Consider the following 21,644-nt stretch of genomic DNA (forward strand, 5'->3'; position numbering starts at 1 on the left):
GGGAAGGCCGGGCAGGGAAGGGCGCAGGCCGGTATACTGCGGGGCGTGCTTGTCGCTGCCGCCAACGTTTCCAAGGATTACGGTCCGATGACGGTCCTCTCGGAGGTGACCTTCGCGGTGCAGCCCGGCGACCGGGTGGGGCTGGTGGGCCGCAACGGCGCGGGCAAGAGCACCCTGTTCCGGCTGCTGACCGGCCAGCTCGCCCCCGACGGCGGGAGCCTCAAGCGTTCGCCCGGCATCCGGGTGCGTGCGCTGCAACAGGACCCGAGCTTCCCGGCGGGGGCCACCATCGACAGCGTGCTGGACGCGGCCTTCGAGGACCTCGACCGCCTGGAGGCCGAGCTGCACGCCGCCGCCGAGCAGATGGCCGACGGTACCCCCGAGAGCGTGCTGAGGCACGAAGAACTGCTCGAGCAGTACGCCCGGCGGGGCGGCTACGAGCGCCGCAGCCGCAAGGAGGCGGTCGCCCTGGCCTTCGGGTTCCGGGGCCGGGAACACGACCCGGTGACCGGCCTGTCGGGCGGCGAGCGCACCCGGCTGGGGCTGGCGGCGCTGCTCGTCGAGAACCCCGACGTGCTGCTGCTCGACGAGCCGACCAACCACCTCGACATCGTGATGGTCGAGTGGCTCGAACAGTTTCTGGGCCGCTACCCCGGCGCGGTGCTCGTGGTCAGCCACGACCGGACCTTTCTGGACCACGTGACCACCGAGACGGCCTACCTGCGCGGCGGCACCCTCAAGGTCTATGCGGGGAGCTACACCCGTTTCCGGGAGGCGCTGGACGCCGAGGCCATTCAGCAGGCGGCCCGCTTCGCGCAGGACAGCCGCGCCGTCGCCTCCTTGCAGGCCAGCGCCGACCGCATGAAGATCTGGGGCCTGGGCATGAGCAAGCTCGCCCGCCGCGCCAAGGCCATGCAGGCGCGCGTGGACCGCATGCAGGCCCGCGCCGCCGCCGCGCCCCCTCCCGAGGAACGCACCACCCGCATCGTGTTCCACGCGCCCGAGTCGGGCGACGTGGTCCTCGACGCCCGGCACCTTACCCGCCGCCTGCCCGACGGCCGGGGGGGCACGCGCACCCTGTTCGAGGACGTGAACGTACAGATCCGCCGGGGCGAGCGCGTGGCGATCATCGGGCGCAACGGAGCGGGCAAGACCACATTGCTGCGCACCCTGCTGGGCCTGGAACCCAGCGACGACCCGCGCGCCACCGTCCTGACCGGCGCCCGCGTGGGGGTGGGCTACTACGACCAGGCCCTGCGCGGCGTGGACCCGGACCAGACCCTGTACGACGTGGCGCGCGAGTATGTCCAGAAAGACCCGCAGGCCCACGACCTGCTGGGCACCTTCCTGTTTCCCTACGACCAGCACGACAAGCCCGCGCGCATCCTCTCGGGCGGCGAGCGGGCGCGCCTGGCGCTGCTCAAGCTCGCGCAGGAGGACCGCAACCTGCTGGTCCTCGACGAGCCGACCAACCACCTCGACATGGAGATGGTCGAGGGTCTGGAAGAGGCCCTGGACAACTACAGCGGCACCCTGATGATGGTCAGCCACGACCGCGCCTTCATCGAGGAACTGGCCGACCGCATCTGGCTCATCGAGGACGGGCGCTTCTACGAGTACCCCGGCTGGGAGGACTACCGCGCCAAGCACGTCACCCTGGCCGAGCTGGAGGCCCAGGCCGCCCCCAAAGCCGCGCCTGCCCCCGCGCCGAGCGCCCCGAAGGGCAAGGGCCTGTGGCACCTCAAGCGCGAGGTCGAAGCCATCGAGGCCGAGATCGCCCGGCTGGAGGGCGCGCTGGAGCAGGCCCACGCCGCCCTGGCCGGGGCCGGAGCCGACGCCGACTTCGCCGCGCTGGGGCAGGCCGCGCACGACCTCGAAGGCCAGCTGGAGGCCCAGATGGAACGCTGGAGCGAGAAGTCGGCCGAGGTCGAGGCGAAGGGGGGCTAGGCCCAGGCGGAGGGGGACGCTCTCCGGAAGCGTGTCGCCGCGACGGCTCCGGCAATCCGGACTCAATCTCCCGGCCGGGCCAGACAGGTCCGGGCGAAGGTGACGGCCGGCGTGAGGGACTGGCCCCGGGCGTCTGCCCGCCCGGCCCGGTGCAGCGCCCGGGGGCCACGGACGTAGACCGTACGGCCCGCGCCCCGGCCCAGCCGCCTCGCTCCCAGTCCCAGGAGGTACCGGGCGTGGCCGTCCGGGTTCAGAGCTTCAGGTCGCCCTTATCGGTCACGTTCAGGTCTTGGGCCAGCTCGCGGGCGGCCTGCTGGCGCTCGCGGTCGAGGTAGGTCTGGGCCTGGCCGACCTCCTTGTCGAGCACCTGCATGGTGTCGCGGAAGCGGTCGAGCGCCTGCTGGCGGTATACGCTGATGGCGTCGAGCGCGCCGTACACCTCACGGAAGGCCGCCTGGATGATCTGCGGGTCCACCGTGGCGCTGCCCGCCTGTTTCTGGATTTCGGTGGACTGCTGGCGCAGGAGCTGGGCCGTGCTGGAGATCATGCGCCCGGTCGTGTCGTTCACGGCCGTGACCTGCCCCAGCACCGCCTGTTGCGTCCCCAGGGCCTGCGAGACCATCAGGGCGGTCTTGAGGGCGCTGACGGTGGTGGTGGTCGCGCGGTCCACGCCCTTGATGAGTTCGAGGTTGTTGCGCCGCACGAGGTCGAGCGCCAGGTAGCCCTGGATGCTTACCGCGAGCTGGGTAAGCAGGTCGGTGACGCGCTGGCGCACCGCGAACAGCAGCTCCTCGCTGACCATGCGCGCCTTCTCGGGGTCGGTCTGCGCGAGCTGCGCGAGGCGGGTGCTCAGGGCCTCGTCCACCGCCTTGCCCACGTGGGCGTACTGCCGGAGCTTCTGCATCGTCTCCCAGAGGTGGACCTTCTCGGTCTCGATGACGGCGTTGTCGCGGCGCAATTCGTCCTGGCCCCGGTACAGCGACTCCAGGATGCCGTTGAGGTGCCCCTGCGCGCTCTGGTACTTGTCGAGGTGGTTCTGCACCTTCTTGGCGCCGGGCAGCATGCCGAACAGGCGCCGGGGCGTGGGCGCGCGGCTGGGATCGAGGTCCTCGACGGTGCGGCGCAGGTCGGTCAGGCCCTTGAGGATCTCGCTGCCCTCGGCCAGGGCCCCGGCGCGGGTGGCGCGCAGCGGGCGTTCGAGCATGCGGTTGCTGCTCTGGGCGGCGGCGCGCTGCTCGGGCAGGCCCAGGTCGTGCACGGCGTCCAGTTTGCGCCGGAACTCGGGGCCGTGCGCCCCGGCCGAGAGCACGTCCTCGGCGAAGGCGCGGGCCATCTGATCCAGGCGGGCGCGGTCCTCGTCCGAGAGGGGCACCATCTCCGGGGCTTCCTGCGCGGGCACCTGCGGCACGGCGTCGGGCGCCCGGAGCGCCGCCTCGGGCGGAGTCAGCGGGGAAAGCTTGTCACTCATGCCCTACAGTACGCCCCGACCCGGCCCGGAGTTGCATCGGCAAAAAGGCGCACTGGTCGGGGCGCGGGCCTCAGCGCAGGGTGACGCTCAGGCTGGCCGCCTCCGTGGTCACGCCGGCACCCCGGAATACGGCCCGCAGGGTATAGGTGCCGGCGGGCAGGGGCTGACCCGCCGCGTCCCGGCCGTCCCAGCGCACCTTCTGGATCTCGGTCGTCTCGCCGGGGGCCGCGTCGGTCGTCACGAGTTGCAGGGTGCAGATGGCGTTCTGCGGGTTGGGGCGCACGGCCACGCCCGCTGCGTTCAGTACCTCGAAGCGCACGTCGCAGGCCCCGTGCTGCAGGCGGATGGGCTGGGTGCCGGTGTTCGTCAGGACGAAGCTCCAGAGCGTCTCCTCGCCCCCCCGCACGGTAGCGGGGCCACGCAGGGCGACCGTGTGCGGCGCGGCGAGGAGCGGGCCGGCATTGTCGGTGCCGGGAACGGGCAGGGTGGTCGTGCCGGGGACGGCCGGGGTCGGCGCGGGGCTGGGGACGGCCGGGGTCGTGGGCGCTCCCGCCCCTGCACTGGCCCCCGGCGGCAGGGCCGGGATGCTGAAGATGGTGACGGCCGGGGCGGTCTGTGCGGAGGCCACCGGAGCCAGGACGCCGAGGGCCAGAACCGCGCGCAGGAACTTGGAGGTCATACCTCTACCCTGACGTCCCGGAGCTGACGGGCGGTGAGCAGGCCCTGAGCGTACGGTCAGGACCGGTCAGCTCCCGGACAGGTCCGGTCTCGGCGCCGGTTCTCAGCGCAGCAGCCTGAGCGTGGCCGCGTACAGGCCCAGAAAACGCGTCTCGTCCAGCGCCTCGGGGCGGTTCCACGTGGCGCTGACGCAGAAGGTGCGCCCGGCCTTCGTCGTGATCTGGGTGGTCAGGTTCAGGACGCCGGGCTCGCTGCCTCCCTTGTAGCTCACGCGGGCGAAGTCGCCCGGAGTCGCCACACCGGGTTCGAGCTGCGTGGCGTCCAGCCCCGCCACGTCGGCCATCAGGCGGCACAGGCGGTCGGTGTTCACGTACCACTCGACGTCCAGCGCCGTGGGAACGGCCCAGCCCCGGGCAGGCAGCGGCGCGGTGGCCGCCTGTGCGAGCACCGCGCGCCGGGCCGCCGCGTCCAGCCCGGCCGCGCGGTAGGCCCGCAGCAGCTCGGCGTTGGCCGGGTTTTTCAGCGCGAACAGCTCGCGCGTGCTGGGAATGGCGCGCTGCCCCAGCCGCGCCTCGACCCCCTCGCGGCCCACCGCGTTCAGGAGCAGGTCGGTCGCGGTGTTGTCGCTGTCGCGGATCATGCGCGCGGCGAGGTCCGAGACGGGGTAGGCGCCGGCCGGGGCGTCCTGAAGGGTGCCGCTGGGCAGGCTGCGCAGCGCGTCGGTGAGCTGCACCCCGCTGTCCCAGCCCAGGCGGCCGGCGCGGACCTGCGCCTGCACCTCGCCCAGAATGGCGAGCTTGAAGGTCGAGCCGACCGCCAGCAGTCGCCCCGCGTTCAGGTCGAGCAGCGGCGCGCCCTGGCCCACCTCGCGCACGAGCACGCTCACCTGCCCGGGCAGCTCGGCGAAGGCGGCGCGGGCTTCCTCCAGTGTGCCGAGCTGCGGCACGGCGCCGCCGATCCGCAGGCCGGTCACGAGGCCCTGGGCATTGACACTGAAGGCCAGCACCGGTACCGTCCCGCGTTCGTAGACCAGCACCCAGGCCTGGCCTTGCGGCTCGGCCCGCACGAAGGCCCCCAGGCTCGCGGTCAGGCCGGCGTGGATCGCGTCGAGCTGCTCGGCAGGGACCGCCGCCAGAAAGGCCGGATCGAACAGGGCCGGGTCGAAGCGTTCGCCCGAGAACAGGCGCGTCAGGAGCGTGGCGGCCTCCGCCAGCTGGGCCTGGGTCAGGTCGGGGGCGGCCCGCACCGGCGCGGGCGCCGCGCCGAAGGTGGTCAGGCGGCCCTGATCGTCGAGCCGCGCCGCCGTGACCCGCAGGGCCCCGCGCTCGTACACGGCGACCGGCTGCGTACCCGAGGTGTCCAGCCGCACGAAGGCCCCATAGGCCGCGCGGATCTGGGTGAACTGTGCCTCGATGGCCGTCAGGGGCACCTGCGCCAGAAAGTCGGGCGCGAACCACCCGGCCTGGAGGGCAGGGGCCGCGAACAGCCGCGTCAGGGCGTCCCCGAGACCGGCGCTGGTCTCGGGGGCGGGGCGGGCGGTCGCCGGGGCCACTGCCGGCGCGGGGGCGGTCGTCTGGGCCAGCGCCGGAGCCGGGAGGGCGAGCAGGGCGGTCAGGGTCAGGTGATGCATGTCACGGTTACGGCCCGGAATGCCGCCGGGTTCCGGCGCGCCGCCCATGCTCCGCAGCCCGCCCCCTATACTCCTGGGCATGATTGACGCGGCCCAGATCGACCATCTCGCGCAGCTCGCGCGGCTGCACCTGACCCCGGAGGAGCGGGCGGACATGGGGGCGGACCTGACCCGCGTGCTGGGGTACTTCGAGCAGCTGGCCGACGTGGACACGAGCGGCGTCGAGGAGATGCAGCGTCCCGTGGACCTCGTGAACGTGCTGCGCGCCGACGTGCCCGGCGAGACCTTCGCGCCCGCCGTGGTGGCCGGGCTGGCCCCCGAAACCCAGGACGGCTTCATCCGCGTGCCGCGCACCGTCGAGGCCGACTGATGCTCGACCTCAAGTTCATCCGTGAAAACGCCGGGGCCGTGCAGCGCGCCATCGAGGTCAAGCGCGTGAGCCTCGACCTGAACGAGCTGCTGCGCCTGGACCGCGACCTCGTGGCCCTCAAGCAGCGTGTCGAGGCGATGCAGACCGAGCGCAACGCCAACGCCAAGCTCGTGCCCCGCGCCACCCCCGAGGAGAGGAGCGCCCTGATCCAGAAGGGCAAGGACCTCGCCGAGGAACTCAAGGCGCTGGAGCCGGCCCTGCGCGCCCACGACGAGCAGCTGCGGCACCTGCTGCTGCGTGTGCCGAACATCCCGCACGCCACGGTGCCGATCGGGGCCGACGACGGCGACAACGTCGAGCTGCGCCGGGAGGGCACGCCGCCCGAGTTCGCCTTCACGCCGCTCGACCATGTCGAACTGCTCGAACGCCAGGGCTGGAGCGACCCCGAGCGCGTGGCGCGCGTGTCGGGCAGCCGCAGCTACCTCCTGAAGGGCGAGGCGGCGCTGCTGGAGATGGCCGTGCTGATGTTCGCCCTGGATTTCCTGAACGGGCGCGGCCTGACCCCCCTCTCGACCACGGCCCTGGTGCGCCCCGAGACGCTGATGGCTTCGGGACACTTTCCGGGCGGCGAGGATCAGGTCTACAAGATCGAGGGCGACGATCTCATGCTCGCGGGCACGGCCGAGGTGCCGGTCAACAGCCTCTACGCGGGCGAGCAGCTCGCGGGCGAGACGCTGCCGCTGGCCTTCGCGGCCATCAGCGCGGCCTTCCGCAGCGAGGCGGGGTCGGCGGGGCGCGACGTGCGCGGCCTGATCCGTGTCCATGAGTTCCGCAAGGTCGAGCAGTACGTGATCTGCCGCGCCGACGAGGCCGAGGCCCTGAAGTGGTTCGGGGCCATCCTGGCGAACGCCGAGGCGATCCTCGCGGCGCTGGAACTGCCCTACCGCGTCGTCCAGAACTGCACGGGCGACATGGGCGCGGGCAAGGTGCTGATGTACGACATCGAGGCCTGGGTGCCCAGCGAGGCGCAGTACCGCGAAACCCACTCCTGCTCGTATCTGGGCGACTGGCAGGCCCGGCGCACCGGCCTGCGCTACCGGGGCGAGGACGGCAAGTTGCAGTTCGCCCATACCCTGAACAACACCGGCATCGCCACGCCGCGCATCCTGGTGCCGCTGCTCGAAAACCACCAGCAGGCCGACGGCACCGTCCGTGTGCCCGCCGCATTGCAGCCCTACCTGGGGGGGCGCGCCGTGCTGGGCCGGCCTGTCCGTGAACTGGCGGACGCCTGAGCCTCTCCACGTCTTCTTCATGTGAAAGGATTTGCCCCGCCGTCTTCATATCATTCTCTGACGCCATGACCTCCTGCGCCCTCCTTCCCCTGTCCGCCTCGCCATGAGCGGCCCACGCCTGCCCGAACGGTGGGCCGGGCTGGAATGGGAGCGCAGCCCCCTGGGCGCAGTGACCGGCTGGCCCCCCGCCCTGTGCTGGGCCGCCGCGTTGGTGCTGGCCCACCCCCTGCCGGCGCTGCTGCTGTGGGGCGAGGACGCCGCGCCCCTGTACAACGCTGCCTATGCCCGGCTGCTGGGACAGGACGAGGCGCAGCCCGGCTGGACCGGCGCGGCCCTGCGCCCGGCCGAGCGCCGGCATGCGGAGCTGATCCGGCAGGGCGAGGGGTACGCCCTGCCGGGGCAACCCCTGCCGCTGTCTGCCGGCCCGGCGGGAGAGCGGGCGTTCACGCTGTCCTATGGACCGGTGCCGGGCGAGGACGGGGCTGGGGCCGGCGGCGTGCTGGTCACGGCCACTCCCGACCTGGGCGAACAGAGCCTGTTGCCCAGCATCCTGAACAGCCTGGGCGAGGCGGTCATCGTCTGCGACGCGCAGGGCCGCATCATCCTGTCGAACGTGGTCAGCCAGGATTTCCATGCCCAGCCGCTGGTGTCGGTGTCGCCGCAGGAGTGGCCGGCCGCGTATCACCTGTACGCGCCGGGCGGCGAGCGGCAGCTGGTGCCCGAAGAGGTGCCGCTCTACCGGGCCTGGAAAGGGGAGACGGTCCACAACAACGAACTGGTGATCCGGGCGCCGGGACAGCCGCCGCGAACGGTGCTGGTCACGGGCCAGCCGGTCACCCTGCCCGACGGGACGGTGGGGGGGCTGGTCGCGCAGCGCGACATTACCCGGCGCCAGCAGCAGGAGCGGGCGCTGGCCGAGCGGACCGGGGCGCTCGACGCCTTCGCGGCCCTGACCGAGGCGGTCGGCAGCGAGACCGACGTGACGGTGCTGGCCAAACAGGCCATCGACGTGCTGCGGGCGCGTTTTTCGGGGGACAGTGCCGCCTACTATGCCCGCGAGGACGGGCAGTGGCGCGCGCAGGTCTGGAGTCTGGATGTCCGCGCCGAACTGGCCGAGGTCCGCAGCCCTTTCAGCGACGACCATCCGCTGGTGGCCGAACTGCTCGCCACCCAGCGTCCGGTGTTCCGCGAAGGCGAAGCCGCTGCGCGGGACCACGGCGAATACCTGAGCGACTACGCCTCCAGCGGGGCCTACCCCATGAGCGTGGGCGGGCAGGTGCTGGGGGTGCTGGCGGTGGCGCGGCGTGGCGCGGTCAGCTGGACCGAGGGCGAACGCGCCATCCTGCGCGCGGTGGGCCGCAGTCTGCGCCTGGCCCTGGAGCGCAGCGAGGCGGCCCGCGCCCTGGAGGCCCGCAACGCCGAGCTGCACACGCGCACCCGCTGGCTCGAGAGCTTCGCGGTGCTGTCACACGACCTTACGGTGGAAGGCGATCCCTACGCGCTCGTGCGCCGCGCGCAGGGGGCCATGCTGCCGCTGCTCCCCAGCGGACACTCGATGTACTGGGAACTGGAGGGCGGGCGCTGGAGTGTGCGTAGCGCCGTGGGCGAGGTGGCCGGGTCGCCGCAGGCGGGGCTGCTCGGGAGCGGGCTGCCGGCCGGCGGGTCGCCCCCGCTGGACCGGCCCTGGGCCAGCGGCCAGCCCTTTTACCTCGACCGGGCGCCGCAGGGGACGCCGGGGACCGTCGGGGGCGACTACTCGGTCGCCGCGCTGCCCGTGCTGGTCGGCGGCCAGCCCAGCGGCGTGCTGAGCATCACCACGGCGGGGGCGCACCAGTGGGACCCGGTGGACAAGTCGCTGCTCGAAACGGTGGTGCGCAGCCTGGGGCTGGCGCTCGAGCGGGCGCGGGGCCTGGAGCAGCTCGCAGCCGAGCGGCGCAAACTCGAGGCCGCCAACGAGGAACTGGAGGCCTTCGCCTATTCGGTTTCGCACGACCTGCGGACTCCGGTGCGGCACATCCTGGGGTTCAACAGCCTTCTGCGTCAGTCGCTTGGCGCGGAGGTCTCGTCGCGTGTGACGCGCTATCTGGACGTGGTGGCCGAGGCCGGGCAGCGCATGAACGTCCTGATTGACGCCATGCTGGACCTCTCACGTACCGCACGTACCGACCTGTCGCTGGCGCGGGTGAACCTGGGTGAGCTGCTCGCCTCGGTGCGCGCCGAGGTCGAGCCGGACGCCGGGGACCGCCGGGTCGAGTGGAGCGTGGGCGAGCTGCCCACCGTGACCGCCGACGCCGACACGCTGCGGCAGGTCTTCGTGAACCTGCTGACCAACGCCCTGAAGTACACCCGGCCGCGCGAGCTGACCCGCATCGAGATCTGGGCCGAGCGCCGGGGTACCGACTGGGCGCTGCTCGTGCGCGACAACGGCGTGGGGTTCGACCCGCGCTACGCCGAGAACCTGTTCGGGGTGTTCCAGCGCCTGCACCGCGCCGACGACTTCGAGGGCACCGGCGTCGGGCTGGCGAACGTGCGGCGCATCATCGCCCGGCACGGCGGCGAGGTCTTCGCGCAGGGCGAGGTCGGGCAGGGCGCGACGTTCGGGTTCACCCTCCCCGGAGCCTGAGCGCTCCCTCCCCGGACGATGGGCACTTGCTCAAGTGTCTCCACATGGAACGGTCATCTGGGCCGTCAGACTGCGGGTATGGTGAGCGGCTCCCTTCACGACTGTAACGATGAGGTCCTGCGGGCCTTCCTGGTGGGAGGTGGGCAGGACCTGTACCTGTGCGTGAAGGTCTTCAGTCCGCTGCTGTTCGCGCTCGCCGCCCACTACCGGCTGGCCCAGCCCGAGGAGGCAATCTACCTCGTGTTCGAGGAGGTCAGGCGGCAGGCGGCCTGCTGGGAGCCTTCGGGGCTGCCGGCGCAGCTGTGGATCGCCGGGCTGGCCCGCCGCCGCTTCGAGACCCTGGGCCGCGCGGGCTCGGCGGCCTAGGGCCGTATGGCCGCCGGGTTGAAGAAGTCTTAAACCACGTCCCACACTGAGAAAAAGGCACAAATTCCTCCCCGGCCAGGGGGCACCATAAGCGCGTTGCACCTGTTTCAATGACGCGCCGGACTGTTCGGTGGCCTCTGGCGAACCGTGCAACCTAATCCGACCCCTCTGCCGGCCCCCGCCCCCGTGGTGGGGGCCAGGTTGTGGCAACCGTGCATGTGCCCCGTTGGGCCAGGGCCGGGTGTGGTAGCGTAGGGGTGCTTATGGAGCCTCCCAGTCCTGGCTCTCTGAATGTGCCGCGCGAAGACCGCCTGTGGGCGGGTTTTTTACTGTGGCAAGACAACCTGTCCGGCAGCCGACGCCCCGCGCCCCGCGCGCGTGGTGGGCAGCATGTGCCTTGCGGCGTGCCGGGGCGTGGCCTGGAGCACGCCACTTCATGAACGACATCATTGGTCTTTTCGCCCTGTTCTTCCTGGTCGTGATGAACGGCTTTTTCGTGGCGGCAGAGTTCGCGCTGGTCAGTGTCCGGCGCACCCGCATCGACCAGCTCGCCGAGGAAGGCAACAGCACGGCCCGCGCCACCCAGCGCGCGCTGCACAACCTCGACCTCTACATCGCCGCCACCCAGCTCGGCATCACGATGGCCAGCCTCGCCATCGGCTTCGTCGCCGAACCGGCCATCGAGCACCTCATCCACCCGCTGTTCGCGGAGACGAGCCTCACCGAAGGCCAGATCAAGGCCATCAGCTTCGGCGTGGCCTTCGCCATCAGCACGGTGCTGCACATCGTGATCGGGGAACTGGCGCCCAAGAGCTGGGCCCTGCAACGCAGCGAGCAGGTCGCGCTGCTCGTCACGCGCCCGCTGCTGATCTTCGCCACGGTCTTCAAGTGGGCCATCCGGGGCCTGAACGCGCTGGGCAACGGCGTGGTGCGCCTCTTCGGGCTGCGCGGCGTCGCCGGGCACCACACGGCCTACTCGGAAGAGGAAATCCGCATGATCGTGGGCGCGTCGAGCCAGGAGGGCGTGCTGGAGGACAGCGAGAAGGAACTCGTGTACAACGTCTTCGACCTGTCGGACACCACCGTGCGCGAGGTCATGACGCCGCGTGTGGACATGGTGGTCGTGGACGCCGCCGCGCCGCTGCGCCGCCTGCTGGAACTGAACACCGAACACGGCTACTCGCGCGTGCCGGTCTTTCAGGACACGGCCGACAACATCGTGGGCATCGCGCACACGGGCGACGTGCTGCGCCACCTCGAGGAGCTCGACCACATCTCGATCGCCGACGTGATGCGGCCGGTGTACTTCGTGCCCGAGGGCATGAAGATCAAGGACCTGCTCGCCAAGATGCGCGACAAGAAGTCGCACATGAGCGTGGTCGTGGACGAGTTCGGCGGCACCGCCGGTCTGGTCACGCTGGAAGACGCCCTGGAAGAGATCGTCGGGGAAATCTACGACGAGACCGACGAGGAGGAACTGCCTCAGGTGGAGGTGCTGGGCGAGGGCATCTACCTGATGGACGCCAGCCTGACCGTCCACGAGGTCGAGGAGCGGCTGGACAGCAACATCGAGGACGGCGAGGGCGAGTTCGACACGCTGGCCGGGTTCGTCACCAACCACTTCGGCGACATTCCGGAGATCGGGCAGAATTTCAACTACGCCGGCTGGAGCTTCACGGTCGAGGAGGCCGACCAGCGCCGCGTGACGCGCGTGCGGGTCGAGCGCGCCCCCGATCAGGACCCGCTCGATGGTCCGGAGACGCCCACTCATGAATAATGCGGCCGTGACCAGCACCAATCAGCCGCAGTCCGGCAACGCCCTGAACCTGAGTCCCGACCCGCAACTGCTGGAGGGCGCGCAGGCGGCCTTCAAGCAGGCCTACGCGCCCTACAGCAAATTCCGTGTAGGGGCCGCGCTGCGCACCTCCGACGGCCGCGTGTTCTTCGGAGCCAACGTCGAGAACGCCAGCTACGGCCTGGGCCGCTGCGCCGAGCAGTCGGCCGTGCAGGCGATGGCGACGGCGGGGGGGCGCGACTTCACCGACATCGTGGTGTACTCGGAGGCCAGTCCTCCGGCGAGTCCCTGCGGCGCGTGCCGGCAGGTGCTCTACGAATTCGCCCCCGATGCCCGCGTGGTGTGCGTAAACCACCACGGCGACGTGGTGAGCGGCCACGTGCGCGATTTCCTGCCCCACGGCTTCCGTCTGGAGCAGCGCGACGATGGCCACGAGGTCGGCACGGAATAAGAAAACCGCGCAAGGACGGCAGGCGGGAAGCGCAGGGTCCCTGAATGGGGGACCGGTGCGCTTCCCGTCTCCGTATCGAGGGGGGCAGCGGTGGCCGGCCCGGTGGTGGCTGCGCGATGAAAGCGCCCACCCCTCCGAAGGGACGACGGACTGCTGAAGGCCGACAGGGAATGGATGGCCGGGATGGCCTATCCCCGGCCAGCTTCCCCTCTTCGCGCGGGCTTCAGTCGTGTACGCCGGCCAGCTCGCGGTGTCCGAACTGCTGGGCCTCGGTGCTGCCGGCCAGGGCGGTCGTGCTGCTCTGGCCGCCGCCCGCCGCCTGCGCCACGAGGTCGAAGTAGCCGGTCCCCACTTCCCGCTGGTGCTTGACGGCCGTGAACCCGCGTTCCTGCGCCGCAAATTCGCGCTCCTGCAACTCGACGAAACTGGTCATCTGGTTGCGGGCGTAGCCGTAGGCGAGGTCGAACATTCCCATGTTCAGGCTGTGGAACCCGGCCAGCGTGATGAACTGGAACTTGTACCCGAGCCGGCCCAGTTCGACCTGGAACCGGGCGATGGTCTCGTCGTCCAGGTTCTTGCGCCAGTTGAACGAGGGCGAGCAGTTGTAGGCCAGCAGCTTGCCCGGAAACTGCGCGTGGACGGCCTCGGCAAAGCGGCGGGCGTCTTCCAGGTTGGGAATGCTGGTTTCGCACCAGAGCACGTCGGCGTAGGGGGCGTAGGCCAGGGCGCGGGAAATGGCCTGCTCGATACCGGGCCGGACGTAGTAGAAGCCCTCGGGGGTGCGCTCGCCGGTGCAGAAAGGCTTGTCGTTGTCGTCCACGTCGCTCGTCAGCAGGTTGGCGGCGTCGGCGTCGGTGCGCGCGATGAGTACCGTGGGCACGGCCGACACGTCGGCGGCGAGGCGGGCCGCGTTCAGCGTCCGGATGAACTGCGAGGTGGGCACCAGGACCTTGCCGCCCAGGTGCCCGCATTTCTTCTCGCTAGCGAGCTGGTCCTCGAAGTGCACGCCCGCCGCGCCCGCCTCGATCATGGCCTTCATCAGCTCGAAGGCGTTCAGGGGGCCGCCGAAGCCCGCCTCGGCGTCGGCCACGATGGGCGCGAAGTAGTCCACGTCGTGCCGGCCCTCGCTGTGCTGGATCTGGTCGGCCCGGCGCAGCGTGTTGTTGATGCGCTTGACCACGTCGGGCACGCTGGAGGCGGGGTACAGGCTCTGGTCGGGATACATCTGCCCGGCGTTGTTGGCGTCGCCCGCGACCTGCCAGCCCGAGAGGTAGATGGCCTTGAGCCCCGCCTTGACCTGCTGCATGGCCTGGTTGCCGGTCAGGGCCCCGAGCGCGTTCACGAAGGGTTCCTCGCGCATCAGCCGCCAGAGTTTCTCGGCCCCGCGCTTGGCGAGGGTCTGCTCGACCATCAGGCTGCCGCGCAGCTTGACCACGTCGTCGGCCGAGTAGTTGCGGCGGACGCCCTGCCAGCGGTCTTCGGTCTGCCAGGTCTTGCTCAGGATCTCGGCGGGGGTGCGGGGCTGTGCGGTCATGGTCGGCTCCTGGCCGAAGGGGAGAGACGGGGCTCCCCACGGTGGGGAGCGCCTGGAGAAGAAGCCCTTCGGGTGCTGTGGAGCCAGTGTGCTCCCGCCGGGCCCGCAAAAGAGGTGGTGTACCCAGGGCGCGGGAGAGTACACCACGCGCACAGGTACACCACCTAGGACCGGACGGGGAAGGGCGTCTCAGTCCTCGCCGGCCAGCCAGGCGGCCAGGTCGCGCCCGAACTGCTCGTGGTGGTCGTGGTGGTAGAGCAGGCCATGAAACCCGGCGGCGTGGGCGGCGTCGATGTTTTCCTGGACATCGTCCACGAAGGCCACCTGCGCAGCCGGCACGCCCATCGCCTCCTGAAGGGCGGCGAAGGCTTCGGGCGCGGGCTTCTTGTGCCCGATCTCGTTGCTGAACACCAGCGCGTCAAAGCGGCCGAAGCGGGGGTCGCGGCGCAGGTGGTCGCTCACCACCGGGTAGTTGTTGCTCAGCAGGCCCACGCGTACGCCCTCGGGCAGCGCGGCCAGGGTGGCGTACATGGGGGCGTTGTCGTGGACACTCCCCAGGTACAGTTCCTCGAACTCGTCGTAGGGCAGCGGAATCCCCGCCTCCTCCTGCAACACGGTCCAGAACTGCGGCAGGCTCCAGGCGCCGACCTCCAGCTGCCGCACGTGCCGGAAGTAACTTTCGCGCACGCGTTCGACGGGCACCCCGGCGCGGTCGGCGACGTTCTGGGTGCTGCGGCCGTCGAAGGTGCCGACGGTGAAGACGCCGCCCCAGTCGAAGGCGACGTGACGGGTCCGGACAGGCGATTCGCTCATGGGGCCACTATGCCGCGCGCCGCCGCCGGGCGCGGGCGCGCTGTGCAGGCGAGCCGGGCCGGGGCGGGCCTCTTATACTTCAGCGGATGACGAGGATGAACGCAGGCAGCCCCGAGTACGCGCGGGACATTCAGGCGGTGGCGGCGCGGCTGCTCGCCCACGAGGGACCCGTGGTGGTCCTGTCGCACGAGAACCCCGACGGAGACGCGCTGGGCAGCGTGCTGGGCCTGACGCGGGCGCTGCGGGCGCTGGGCCGCGAAGTCGTGGCCCCGATGGACGTGCCGCGTTACCTGCGCTTCCTGCCGCAGCCGGGCGAGACCGCCGCGCCGCTGGCCGCGTGGCCCGCCGGGGCCCTGGCCGCCGTGCTGGACGTGGACAACAACGACCCCGCGCGGGTGGCGGGCGCCGACCTGGGGACCTTCACGGGCGACGTGCTCAACCTCGACCACCACGGCACCAACCTGCGGCGGGCCACGGCGGGCGTGGTGGACCCGTCCAAACCGGCGACGACCATGCTGGTGGCCGACGTGATCGACGCGCTGGATATTCCCTGGTCCGAGGAGATCGCCACCCCGCTGATGCTGGGCCTCAAGACCGACACGGGCAGCTTCAGCTTCGACAGCGTGAGCGCCGAGACCTTCGAGTACGCCGCCCGCCTGCGTGCCCACGGCGCCCGCCTGGGCTGGCTGGGCGACCAGATGGCCCAGAACTCTCATTCGTACTACCTGCTGCTGCGCGAGGTGCTGGGCACCATGGAATTCACGCACGGCGGCCGGGTGGTCATGGCCCGCGTGGACGACGCCATGCTGGCGCGCGCCGGGGCCACCTGGGAGGATGTCGAGTCCTACGTGGGCCTGCTGCGCAGCGCCGAGGGCACCGTACTTGCCGTCATGGTCAAGGACTTCGGCGACCGCGTGAAACTCTCGCTGCGGTCGCGCGGTCCGGTCAGCGCCCAGAACATCGCCGTGGCCCTGGGCGGCGGCGGCCACGTCCCGGCGGCGGGGGCCTCGCGCTCCGAGCCCTACGCCCAGGTGCGCCGCGACCTCGACGCGGCCATCACGGCCGAACTGGCGCGGGTGGACGCCCAGGCGAACTGACCGTGGTGGTCGGGGAAGGCGCGGGGGCTGGCCGCAACTTCCCCGGCCCGAGAAGAGCGGGACCCCTGAAGGGCAGCGGCAGACCGCTCTGAGCCTCCGGGGGCCCGCCCTCAGCGTTTCCAGCCGCTCGGCTTGCCCGGTTTCGGGGCCGGGGGCCGGGGGGTCTGTACGCCGATCACCGCGTCGATTCCGGCGTTGATCCAGGCGAAGGCGCGGCGGGTGTTGGGCATGGTGTAGGTCTGGTCGGCCCCGTGCTGCATGAAGGCGTACACCACCTGTCGCCCGTCCTTCGTCTGGAAGTAGCCGCTGTAGGTCAGCAGCCGCCAGCCGTTGCCCCCCTTGCCTCCGAAAAAGGCCACGTTGCCGGCGGCCTCGGCCCGCAGCGCGCGGCGCCCGAAGCCCAGCGCCATCACCTCGCGCTGCCAGCGGAGCGCGCGGGGCGAGAGGCCGGGCCGCAGGAATTCGTGCGCCAGGAGGGTGCCCAGCTCATAGGGCGTGCTGAGGTTGTGCGCGAGCAGGTCGTCGGCCGGCCGGTAGCGGTGGTCGAAATACAGGTCGAGCTGGCGCTGGATGTACCCGGCCGGGTAGCGCCGGGCGTCGGCATCGATGAGGCTGGCCAGCCGCAGCCGCTCGGCGCCGGTCGCCCCGGCCCAGCGCGAGGTGCCGCTGAAGGTCGCCGACAGCCCCGACTGCGCCGCCCACCAGTCGCGGGTCGGCAGGATCAGGCGGGTGCGGCACAGGCCCAGCCGGTCGGCCACCGCCTGCACGCGCCCCAGACCCACGCGGCGGTGAAGGATGTCGGTGGCGGTGTTGTCGCTCCACTGGATCATGCGGGTGGACAGGTCGCGCACGTTCATGCCGTCGAAGGGATAGGCCCCCAGACTCTGGCTGCCGCGCGTCACGTCGAAGCGTTCGGTCGGCGAGAGGCGCCCGGCATCGAACTCGCGCAGCAGGGCCCACAGCACCGCCTGTTTGTAGGTGCTCGCCAGCGGAAACACGCTGTCGGGGTTGGTGCCCACCGCCCGGATCACCCCCAGCGTCTCCGGATCAATCTCCGCGACCCACAGCCCCAGCCGTCCGCTCAGGGGCAGCGGGGGGGCGGGCGCTTTGGCGGCGGCGGGTGCGCCCGTCAGGCAGCCCCTGGGACCGCGGAGTTCCGGCAAGGGCGCGCGGCTCAGGGGGGTGCCGGTGGGGCTGGTGCCCGGCGTGGTGGCCGCGACGTTCGGGCTCAGGGCCGCCGGGACGGACACAGGGGAGACGGCGCTGGGCGCGGCTGCCGGACCGGCCGGCGCGGCGACCTTCCCCGGGTCCCGGTGGGCGGCAGGCTGCTGACAGGCGCTCAGGCCCAGGGCCAGCGCGGCGGCCAGCACCTGCCGCGCGGCTCCCGGGCGGCCCGGAAAGGTCGGACGCAAAGACGGACCTAGCGGGGGGGTTCCAGCGCCACGCCGTAGGCTCCGGGGCCGGCGTGCGTGGCGACGACCGCGCCGATCTCGTGCGCGCCTAGGTTCTCGAAGGCCGCGCCGCCGAGGCCGGCCGCCAGCTCCTGCGCCGCCGCCTCGCCGCCCGCCGTATACAGGAAGGCGGCCCGCGCCCCGCCGTGCCGCGCGATGTACCCGGCCGTGTGGGCATGGAGTTCCTGCAGGGCCTTCTTGCTGCCGCGTGCCCGGCCTCCGCTCTCGACACGGCCGCCCTGCACCACCAGCAGCGGCTTGATGTTCAGCAGGCTGCCCAGCAGCGCCGCTCCCCCGCCGATGCGCCCGTTGATGCGCAGGAAGTCGAGCGTGTCGACCGTGAAGCGCAGGTCGGCGTCGGGCGCGACCTTGTCCAGCGCGGCCACGATCTCGGCCATGCTGCGGCCCTCGCGGGCCAGTTCGGCGGCGCGGATGACGCGCAGGCCCAGCCCCATGCTCACGGTCCGGCTGTCGATCACCGTGACCCGGCCGCCGAACTCCTGCGCGGCCAGCTGCGCGCTGCCTACCGTGCCCGACAGCTGGCTGCTGATATGAATGCTCAGGACCTCGTCGGCGCTCTCCAGGGCCTCGCGGTACACGGCCGCGAATTCGGCGGGGCTGGGCTGCGAGGTGCTGGGGGTCTTTTTACCTGCGCGGACGCCCGCGAACAGCTCGGCGGGCCGGATTTCCAGGCCGTCCTTGTGCATCTTGCCGTCGAACAGCACATACAGAGGCACGCTGCGGACGCCGTACTGTCCGCACAGCTGCGGACTCAGGTCACTCGTCGAATCGGTGACGATGGCGATGGTCATATCCCGCATCCTAGAGCATTTGGCAAAAGAGACGCGGCCGACAAAGAAGGGGGCGCGCGGCCTACATTGGCCGCGCGCCCCGTCAGGACCGGCTCAGTCTTTCTTCTTGGGCTGCCACTTCTTGCGGCTGCCCGCGCCGGGTTCGCTGGTCGCCCGCGCGCCTTCCTCCAACAGGTTTTCCCCGACCTGCTCGAGGTGGACATGCTCGGTGATGGGGGCCAGGGAGGCCTCGGGGGCGACGGGGACCTCCGGGCTGGCCTGGCCCGGCGCGGTGTCGGCGGCACCGGGGTCGGCCACCGGCGCGGGGGTGGTCGGCTCAGCCGTGGTCCGGGTGTCGGCCGGGGCCGCTGCCCTGGGGGACCACTTCTTGCGTTCGGTGGTCGGCACGGGCGCGGTCGGCGTGGTGTCCTCGGGACTGGTTCCGGCGGGAGCCGTCGCCTCGGCCTTGGCTCTGGGGGTCCAGGCCTTGCGCGCCGGGGCCGGGGCCGGGTCTCCAGGCGCAGCGTTCCCGGGGACCGGCGCTTCCGCTTCGGATGCAGGCACGGGCGCGGCGCTCACGTCGTCGGCCTTCGCCCTGGGGGTCCAGGCCTTGCGGGCCGGAGCGGTGTCTGTCGGGGCAGCGGCGGGCGCAGTCTGGGCCACGTCGTCGCTGGCCTGGGCCGCTTTCGGCTTCCATGCCTTGCGGCCGGAGTCGCCCGCCGTTGCGGGTGCGGGCGCAGTGGGAAGGTCCTGTGCCGGGGCCGTGCCTGCCACGTCGTCGCCGGCCGCTTTGGGGTTCCACGCTTTGCGGGCGGGGACTAGCCCGGTTGGCGCGACGTCGGCCGGGGCTGCTGGGGCCGTGCCTGCCACGTCGTCGCGTTTGGGCTTCCAGCTCTTGCGGGGGGCGGCGGCCTCGGGGTGCGCGGCCTGGGCCTCGGGCTGCACGCCGCTCTCGGCGCTCGCCTGCACCGGGCTGCCCGGCTGGGGCCCCTGCACATCCGCGCCCGTCTCGCCCACGGCCAGCCCCGGTCCCCCGGCGGCAGGCAGGTCGCCCGTGCGGTGCATGGGAAGGCGGGCATTGGGGGCACTGACCACCTCGGGCTGCTCGGTAGGGGCCGCGTCGGCGTCGGGGCCGGTCGGGGCCACGGCCACGCCCGTCGCCTTCTGCATGCTTTCCAGCATCAGCTCGGCCACGTCCTTCACCACGATGTCGTCGCGCTTCTGCTTCTCGGGCGTGCTGTTCAGCATCGCCTTGCAGAAGGGGCAGCCCACCGCCACCACCTTGCCGCTGCGCTCGAATTCGGCGCTCGCCTCGGCGGCGGTGTCCAGCCGGGCCTGCAACTCGCGGAAACGGTTGTCGCTCACGCGCTCGCGGCCTTCTTCCTCTTCCTTCCAGAACTGCGCGCCGCCCGCCCCGCAGCAAAAGGAGTTGTCGCGCTCGCGCTCCAGGCTCAGGACCTCGCCCGCCATCTTGGAGATCAGCTCGCGCGGCGCGTCGTACACGCCGTTGTGGCGGCCCAGGTAGCAGGGGTCGTGGTAGGTGACGTGGTCGCCCAGTTCCGCCAGGGGCAGTTTTCCGGCGGCCACCAGCGTCTCCAGGTACTCGGTGTGGTGGACCGTGCGGTAGTCGCCGCCGAGCTGCTTGTACTCGTGCCCGATGGCGTTCATGCAGTGCGGGCAGGTCGCCACGATGAGCTTGGGGCGCACCGTGTTCAGCGTCTCGACGTTCTCGGCCGCCAGCGTCTGGTACAGGAACTCGTTGCCCGCGCGCCGGGCACTGTCGCCCGTACAGGCCTCCTTCTTGCCCAGCACGGCGTAGTTCACGCCCGCCTTGTCGAGCAGCTGCACGAAGGAGCGGGCCACCTTCTGCGCGCCGGGGTCGTAGGCCGCCGCGCAGCCCACCCAGTAGATGACGTCGGGTTCGGGGTTCTCGTCGATGGTCGGAACCTTGAGGCCCTCGGCCCATTCCAGGCGCTTGTCGCGGCTGATCCCCCAGGGGTTCGAGGTGCGCTCCATGCCCCGGAAGGCCGTCTGGAGCTGCGCCGGGAACTCGCCCGCCACCATGACCTGATGCCGGCGGATGTCGATGATGTCGAGCATCTGCTCGTCCTGCACCGGGCACACCTGCATGCACGCGCCGCAGGTCGTGCAGGCCCACACCGATTCCTCGTTGATGGCGAATTCCAGCAGGGGGTGGGCCGTGCTCGCGCCGCCCTCGTAGGCCGCAGGCCGCAGCGTGAAGGGGCTGGGGTGAGCCGCGATCACGTTGAGTTCCATGCGCTTGTTGATCTCCAGCGCGGCGGGCGAGAGCGCCTTGCCGGTCGCGTTCGCCGGGCACACGTCCTGGCAGCGGTTGCACTGGATACACGAGTAGGCGTCGAGCAGCCGGGGCCACTCCAGGTCTTCGAGTTTTTCGGCGCCCAGCTTGGGTTCCTCGGCCTCCATCGCCTCTTCCAGACCCTTCATGGGCGGCAGGACGCCGCTGCCCACCGGGCGCTTGAGGGCGTAGTTCAATGGGGCCATGAAGATGTGGATGTGCTTGGTGTACGGAAAGTACGACAGGAACGCCAGCACGCTGCCCAGCGCCCCCCAGAACCCGAAGATGCGCCAACCCTCGACCGCGCGGTCGCTCAGGCCGCCGAACAGCGCCGACCCCAGCGCCGAGGAGAGGGGCTGGAAGGCGTCGTAATGTCCGAATTCGCGGTTCTCGGCGACCATCTTGGCGGCGTTGCCCAGGATGCGGCTGCCCACGTGGAAGGTGATGAAGGAGCTGACGATCAGGCCGTCGCGGGCGATGTAGTTCTGCTTGATGAGGGGGTGGATCAGCGTCTTTTCGGTGAAGCGGAAGTCGCGCTTGCTCGGCGTGCCGAAGCGCCGGATGACCAGCCCGATCACGCCGACCAGCACCAGGAAGCTCAGCACGTCGGCCAGGACGTTGTACACGGCCCCCAGCGGGTTACTGCTCAGGATCGAGAAGTGGAAGTAGCCCTCCAGGCCGTCCACCACGTTCACCAGCAGGTAGTACACGAAGCCGTAGAAGATGAAGGCGTGCAGCACGCTGATCCAGGGCCGGCGCCGGAAGGTGCGCTCCTGCGTCAGGCTGACGCGTAGCGCGTAACCGATCCTTTCGGGCAGGCGGTCGAAGCGGGCTTCGGTATTCGGCGCCCCCCGGCCTACGCGCAGGTACAGCCGCCAGAAGCCCCAGGCCCCGAAGCCCCCGGCGACCAGGGCGAACAGAAAGAAGACGATCTTGTGAATGGTGGGCAGCACGGCAGAAACCTCCAGGGGCGGGCAGACCCCATCAATATTGGACTCGGTTCAAAGACTGGGGGCAAGTA

General features: G+C 71.2%; 16 protein-coding genes. 8 read left to right on the plus strand and 8 right to left on the minus strand.

Annotation, left to right across the window (positions count from 1 at the left end; all coding sequences use genetic code 11):
- The first annotated feature begins 45 nt into the window (after positions 1 to 45).
- The gene (locus DGO_RS06420; RefSeq protein ID WP_014684671.1) at positions 46 to 1,947 is read left to right on the plus strand and encodes an ABC-F family ATP-binding cassette domain-containing protein; all 1,902 of its coding nucleotides are present in this window, start codon (positions 46 to 48) and stop codon (positions 1,945 to 1,947) included.
- A gap of 250 nt (positions 1,948 to 2,197) precedes the next feature.
- Here DGO_RS06420 and DGO_RS06425 read toward each other — a convergent pair whose 3' ends face one another.
- From DGO_RS06425 to DGO_RS06435, 3 genes are all read right to left on the minus strand, one after another.
- On the minus strand, positions 2,198 to 3,415 hold the full coding sequence (locus DGO_RS06425) for a toxic anion resistance protein (RefSeq protein WP_014684672.1): 1,218 nt from the start codon (positions 3,413 to 3,415) through the stop codon (positions 2,198 to 2,200).
- Between the two features lie 70 nt (positions 3,416 to 3,485).
- Positions 3,486 to 4,094, minus strand: a complete 609-nt coding sequence (locus DGO_RS06430; protein WP_014684673.1) for a hypothetical protein — start codon at positions 4,092 to 4,094, stop codon at positions 3,486 to 3,488.
- A gap of 102 nt (positions 4,095 to 4,196) precedes the next feature.
- A complete protein-coding gene (locus tag DGO_RS06435; protein WP_014684674.1) occupies positions 4,197 to 5,771 on the minus strand; it encodes a serine hydrolase in 1,575 nt (524 codons plus the stop codon).
- 31 nt (positions 5,772 to 5,802) lie between these two features.
- Here DGO_RS06435 and gatC point away from each other — a divergent pair, with 31 nt between their 5' ends.
- The 6 genes from gatC (at position 5,803) to cdd (ending at position 12,620) form a co-directional block, all read left to right on the plus strand.
- Positions 5,803 to 6,093: an Asp-tRNA(Asn)/Glu-tRNA(Gln) amidotransferase subunit GatC gene (gene gatC / locus DGO_RS06445; RefSeq protein ID WP_014684675.1), complete on the plus strand. Its 291-nt coding sequence runs from the start codon at positions 5,803 to 5,805 to the stop codon at positions 6,091 to 6,093.
- Entirely contained in the window at positions 6,093 to 7,385 is a 1,293-nt protein-coding gene (gene serS, locus DGO_RS06450; protein ID WP_014684676.1) for a serine--tRNA ligase, read from the plus strand. The genes gatC and serS overlap by 1 nt, the downstream gene beginning before the upstream one ends.
- A 103-nt stretch (positions 7,386 to 7,488) precedes the next feature.
- The gene (locus tag DGO_RS21050) at positions 7,489 to 10,008 is read left to right on the plus strand and encodes an ATP-binding protein (protein WP_050920704.1); all 2,520 of its coding nucleotides are present in this window, start codon (positions 7,489 to 7,491) and stop codon (positions 10,006 to 10,008) included.
- Positions 10,009 to 10,089: 81 nt separating this feature from the next.
- Entirely contained in the window at positions 10,090 to 10,374 is a 285-nt protein-coding gene (locus DGO_RS06465; protein WP_169330997.1) for a hypothetical protein, read from the plus strand.
- 436 nt (positions 10,375 to 10,810) lie between these two features.
- A complete protein-coding gene (locus DGO_RS06470) occupies positions 10,811 to 12,151 on the plus strand; it encodes a hemolysin family protein (protein WP_014684679.1) in 1,341 nt (446 codons plus the stop codon).
- Positions 12,144 to 12,620 carry a cytidine deaminase gene (gene cdd / locus DGO_RS06475; RefSeq protein ID WP_050920705.1) on the plus strand — a complete coding sequence of 159 codons (477 nt, stop codon included), beginning with the start codon at positions 12,144 to 12,146 and terminating at the stop codon, positions 12,618 to 12,620. The genes DGO_RS06470 and cdd overlap by 8 nt, the downstream gene beginning before the upstream one ends.
- 223 nt (positions 12,621 to 12,843) lie before the next feature.
- On the opposite strand, the gene aceA is transcribed toward cdd, so the two are convergent.
- Together aceA and DGO_RS06485 are read right to left on the minus strand one after the other, a co-directional pair.
- The gene (gene aceA / locus DGO_RS06480; protein ID WP_014684681.1) at positions 12,844 to 14,154 is read right to left on the minus strand and encodes an isocitrate lyase; all 1,311 of its coding nucleotides are present in this window, start codon (positions 14,152 to 14,154) and stop codon (positions 12,844 to 12,846) included.
- 189 nt (positions 14,155 to 14,343) lie between these two features.
- Positions 14,344 to 14,967 carry an HAD family hydrolase gene (locus tag DGO_RS06485; protein ID WP_014684682.1) on the minus strand — a complete coding sequence of 208 codons (624 nt, stop codon included), beginning with the start codon at positions 14,965 to 14,967 and terminating at the stop codon, positions 14,344 to 14,346.
- An 86-nt stretch (positions 14,968 to 15,053) separates the two neighbouring features.
- Between DGO_RS06485 and DGO_RS06490 the strand changes: the two genes are divergently transcribed.
- On the plus strand, positions 15,054 to 16,064 hold the full coding sequence (locus DGO_RS06490; protein ID WP_014684683.1) for a DHH family phosphoesterase: 1,011 nt from the start codon (positions 15,054 to 15,056) through the stop codon (positions 16,062 to 16,064).
- A 110-nt stretch (positions 16,065 to 16,174) separates the two neighbouring features.
- Here DGO_RS06490 and DGO_RS06495 read toward each other — a convergent pair whose 3' ends face one another.
- The 3 genes from DGO_RS06495 to DGO_RS06505 form a co-directional block, all read right to left on the minus strand.
- Positions 16,175 to 17,476 carry a serine hydrolase gene (locus DGO_RS06495; RefSeq protein ID WP_226991481.1) on the minus strand — a complete coding sequence of 434 codons (1,302 nt, stop codon included), beginning with the start codon at positions 17,474 to 17,476 and terminating at the stop codon, positions 16,175 to 16,177.
- An 8-nt stretch (positions 17,477 to 17,484) separates the two neighbouring features.
- Entirely contained in the window at positions 17,485 to 18,327 is an 843-nt protein-coding gene (locus DGO_RS06500) for a DegV family protein (protein WP_014684685.1), read from the minus strand.
- A gap of 93 nt (positions 18,328 to 18,420) precedes the next feature.
- Positions 18,421 to 21,576: a heterodisulfide reductase-related iron-sulfur binding cluster gene (locus tag DGO_RS06505; protein WP_014684686.1), complete on the minus strand. Its 3,156-nt coding sequence runs from the start codon at positions 21,574 to 21,576 to the stop codon at positions 18,421 to 18,423.
- Positions 21,577 to 21,644 lie beyond the last annotated feature (68 nt).

This window comes from Deinococcus gobiensis I-0 (assembly GCF_000252445.1).
In the GTDB taxonomy this organism is placed as follows: domain Bacteria; phylum Deinococcota; class Deinococci; order Deinococcales; family Deinococcaceae; genus Deinococcus; species Deinococcus gobiensis.

Excerpts from the sequence above, each read along its gene's own strand:
- DGO_RS06490 (WP_014684683.1), top strand. The coding sequence starts at position 15,054 with ATGACGAGGATGAACGCAGGCAGCCCCGAGTACGCGCGGGACATTCAG.
- gatC (WP_014684675.1), top strand. The coding sequence starts at position 5,803 with ATGATTGACGCGGCCCAGATCGACCATCTCGCGCAGCTCGCGCGGCTG.
- cdd (WP_050920705.1), top strand. The coding sequence starts at position 12,144 with ATGAATAATGCGGCCGTGACCAGCACCAATCAGCCGCAGTCCGGCAAC.
- DGO_RS06500 (WP_014684685.1), bottom strand. The coding sequence starts at position 18,327 with ATGACCATCGCCATCGTCACCGATTCGACGAGTGACCTGAGTCCGCAG.
- DGO_RS06485 (WP_014684682.1), bottom strand. The coding sequence starts at position 14,967 with ATGAGCGAATCGCCTGTCCGGACCCGTCACGTCGCCTTCGACTGGGGC.
- DGO_RS06430 (WP_014684673.1), bottom strand. The coding sequence starts at position 4,094 with ATGACCTCCAAGTTCCTGCGCGCGGTTCTGGCCCTCGGCGTCCTGGCT.
- DGO_RS06470 (WP_014684679.1), top strand. The coding sequence starts at position 10,811 with ATGAACGACATCATTGGTCTTTTCGCCCTGTTCTTCCTGGTCGTGATG.
- aceA (WP_014684681.1), bottom strand. The coding sequence starts at position 14,154 with ATGACCGCACAGCCCCGCACCCCCGCCGAGATCCTGAGCAAGACCTGG.
- DGO_RS21050 (WP_050920704.1), top strand. The coding sequence starts at position 7,489 with ATGAGCGGCCCACGCCTGCCCGAACGGTGGGCCGGGCTGGAATGGGAG.
- serS (WP_014684676.1), top strand. The coding sequence starts at position 6,093 with ATGCTCGACCTCAAGTTCATCCGTGAAAACGCCGGGGCCGTGCAGCGC.
- DGO_RS06435 (WP_014684674.1), bottom strand. The coding sequence starts at position 5,771 with ATGGGCGGCGCGCCGGAACCCGGCGGCATTCCGGGCCGTAACCGTGAC.
- DGO_RS06425 (WP_014684672.1), bottom strand. The coding sequence starts at position 3,415 with ATGAGTGACAAGCTTTCCCCGCTGACTCCGCCCGAGGCGGCGCTCCGG.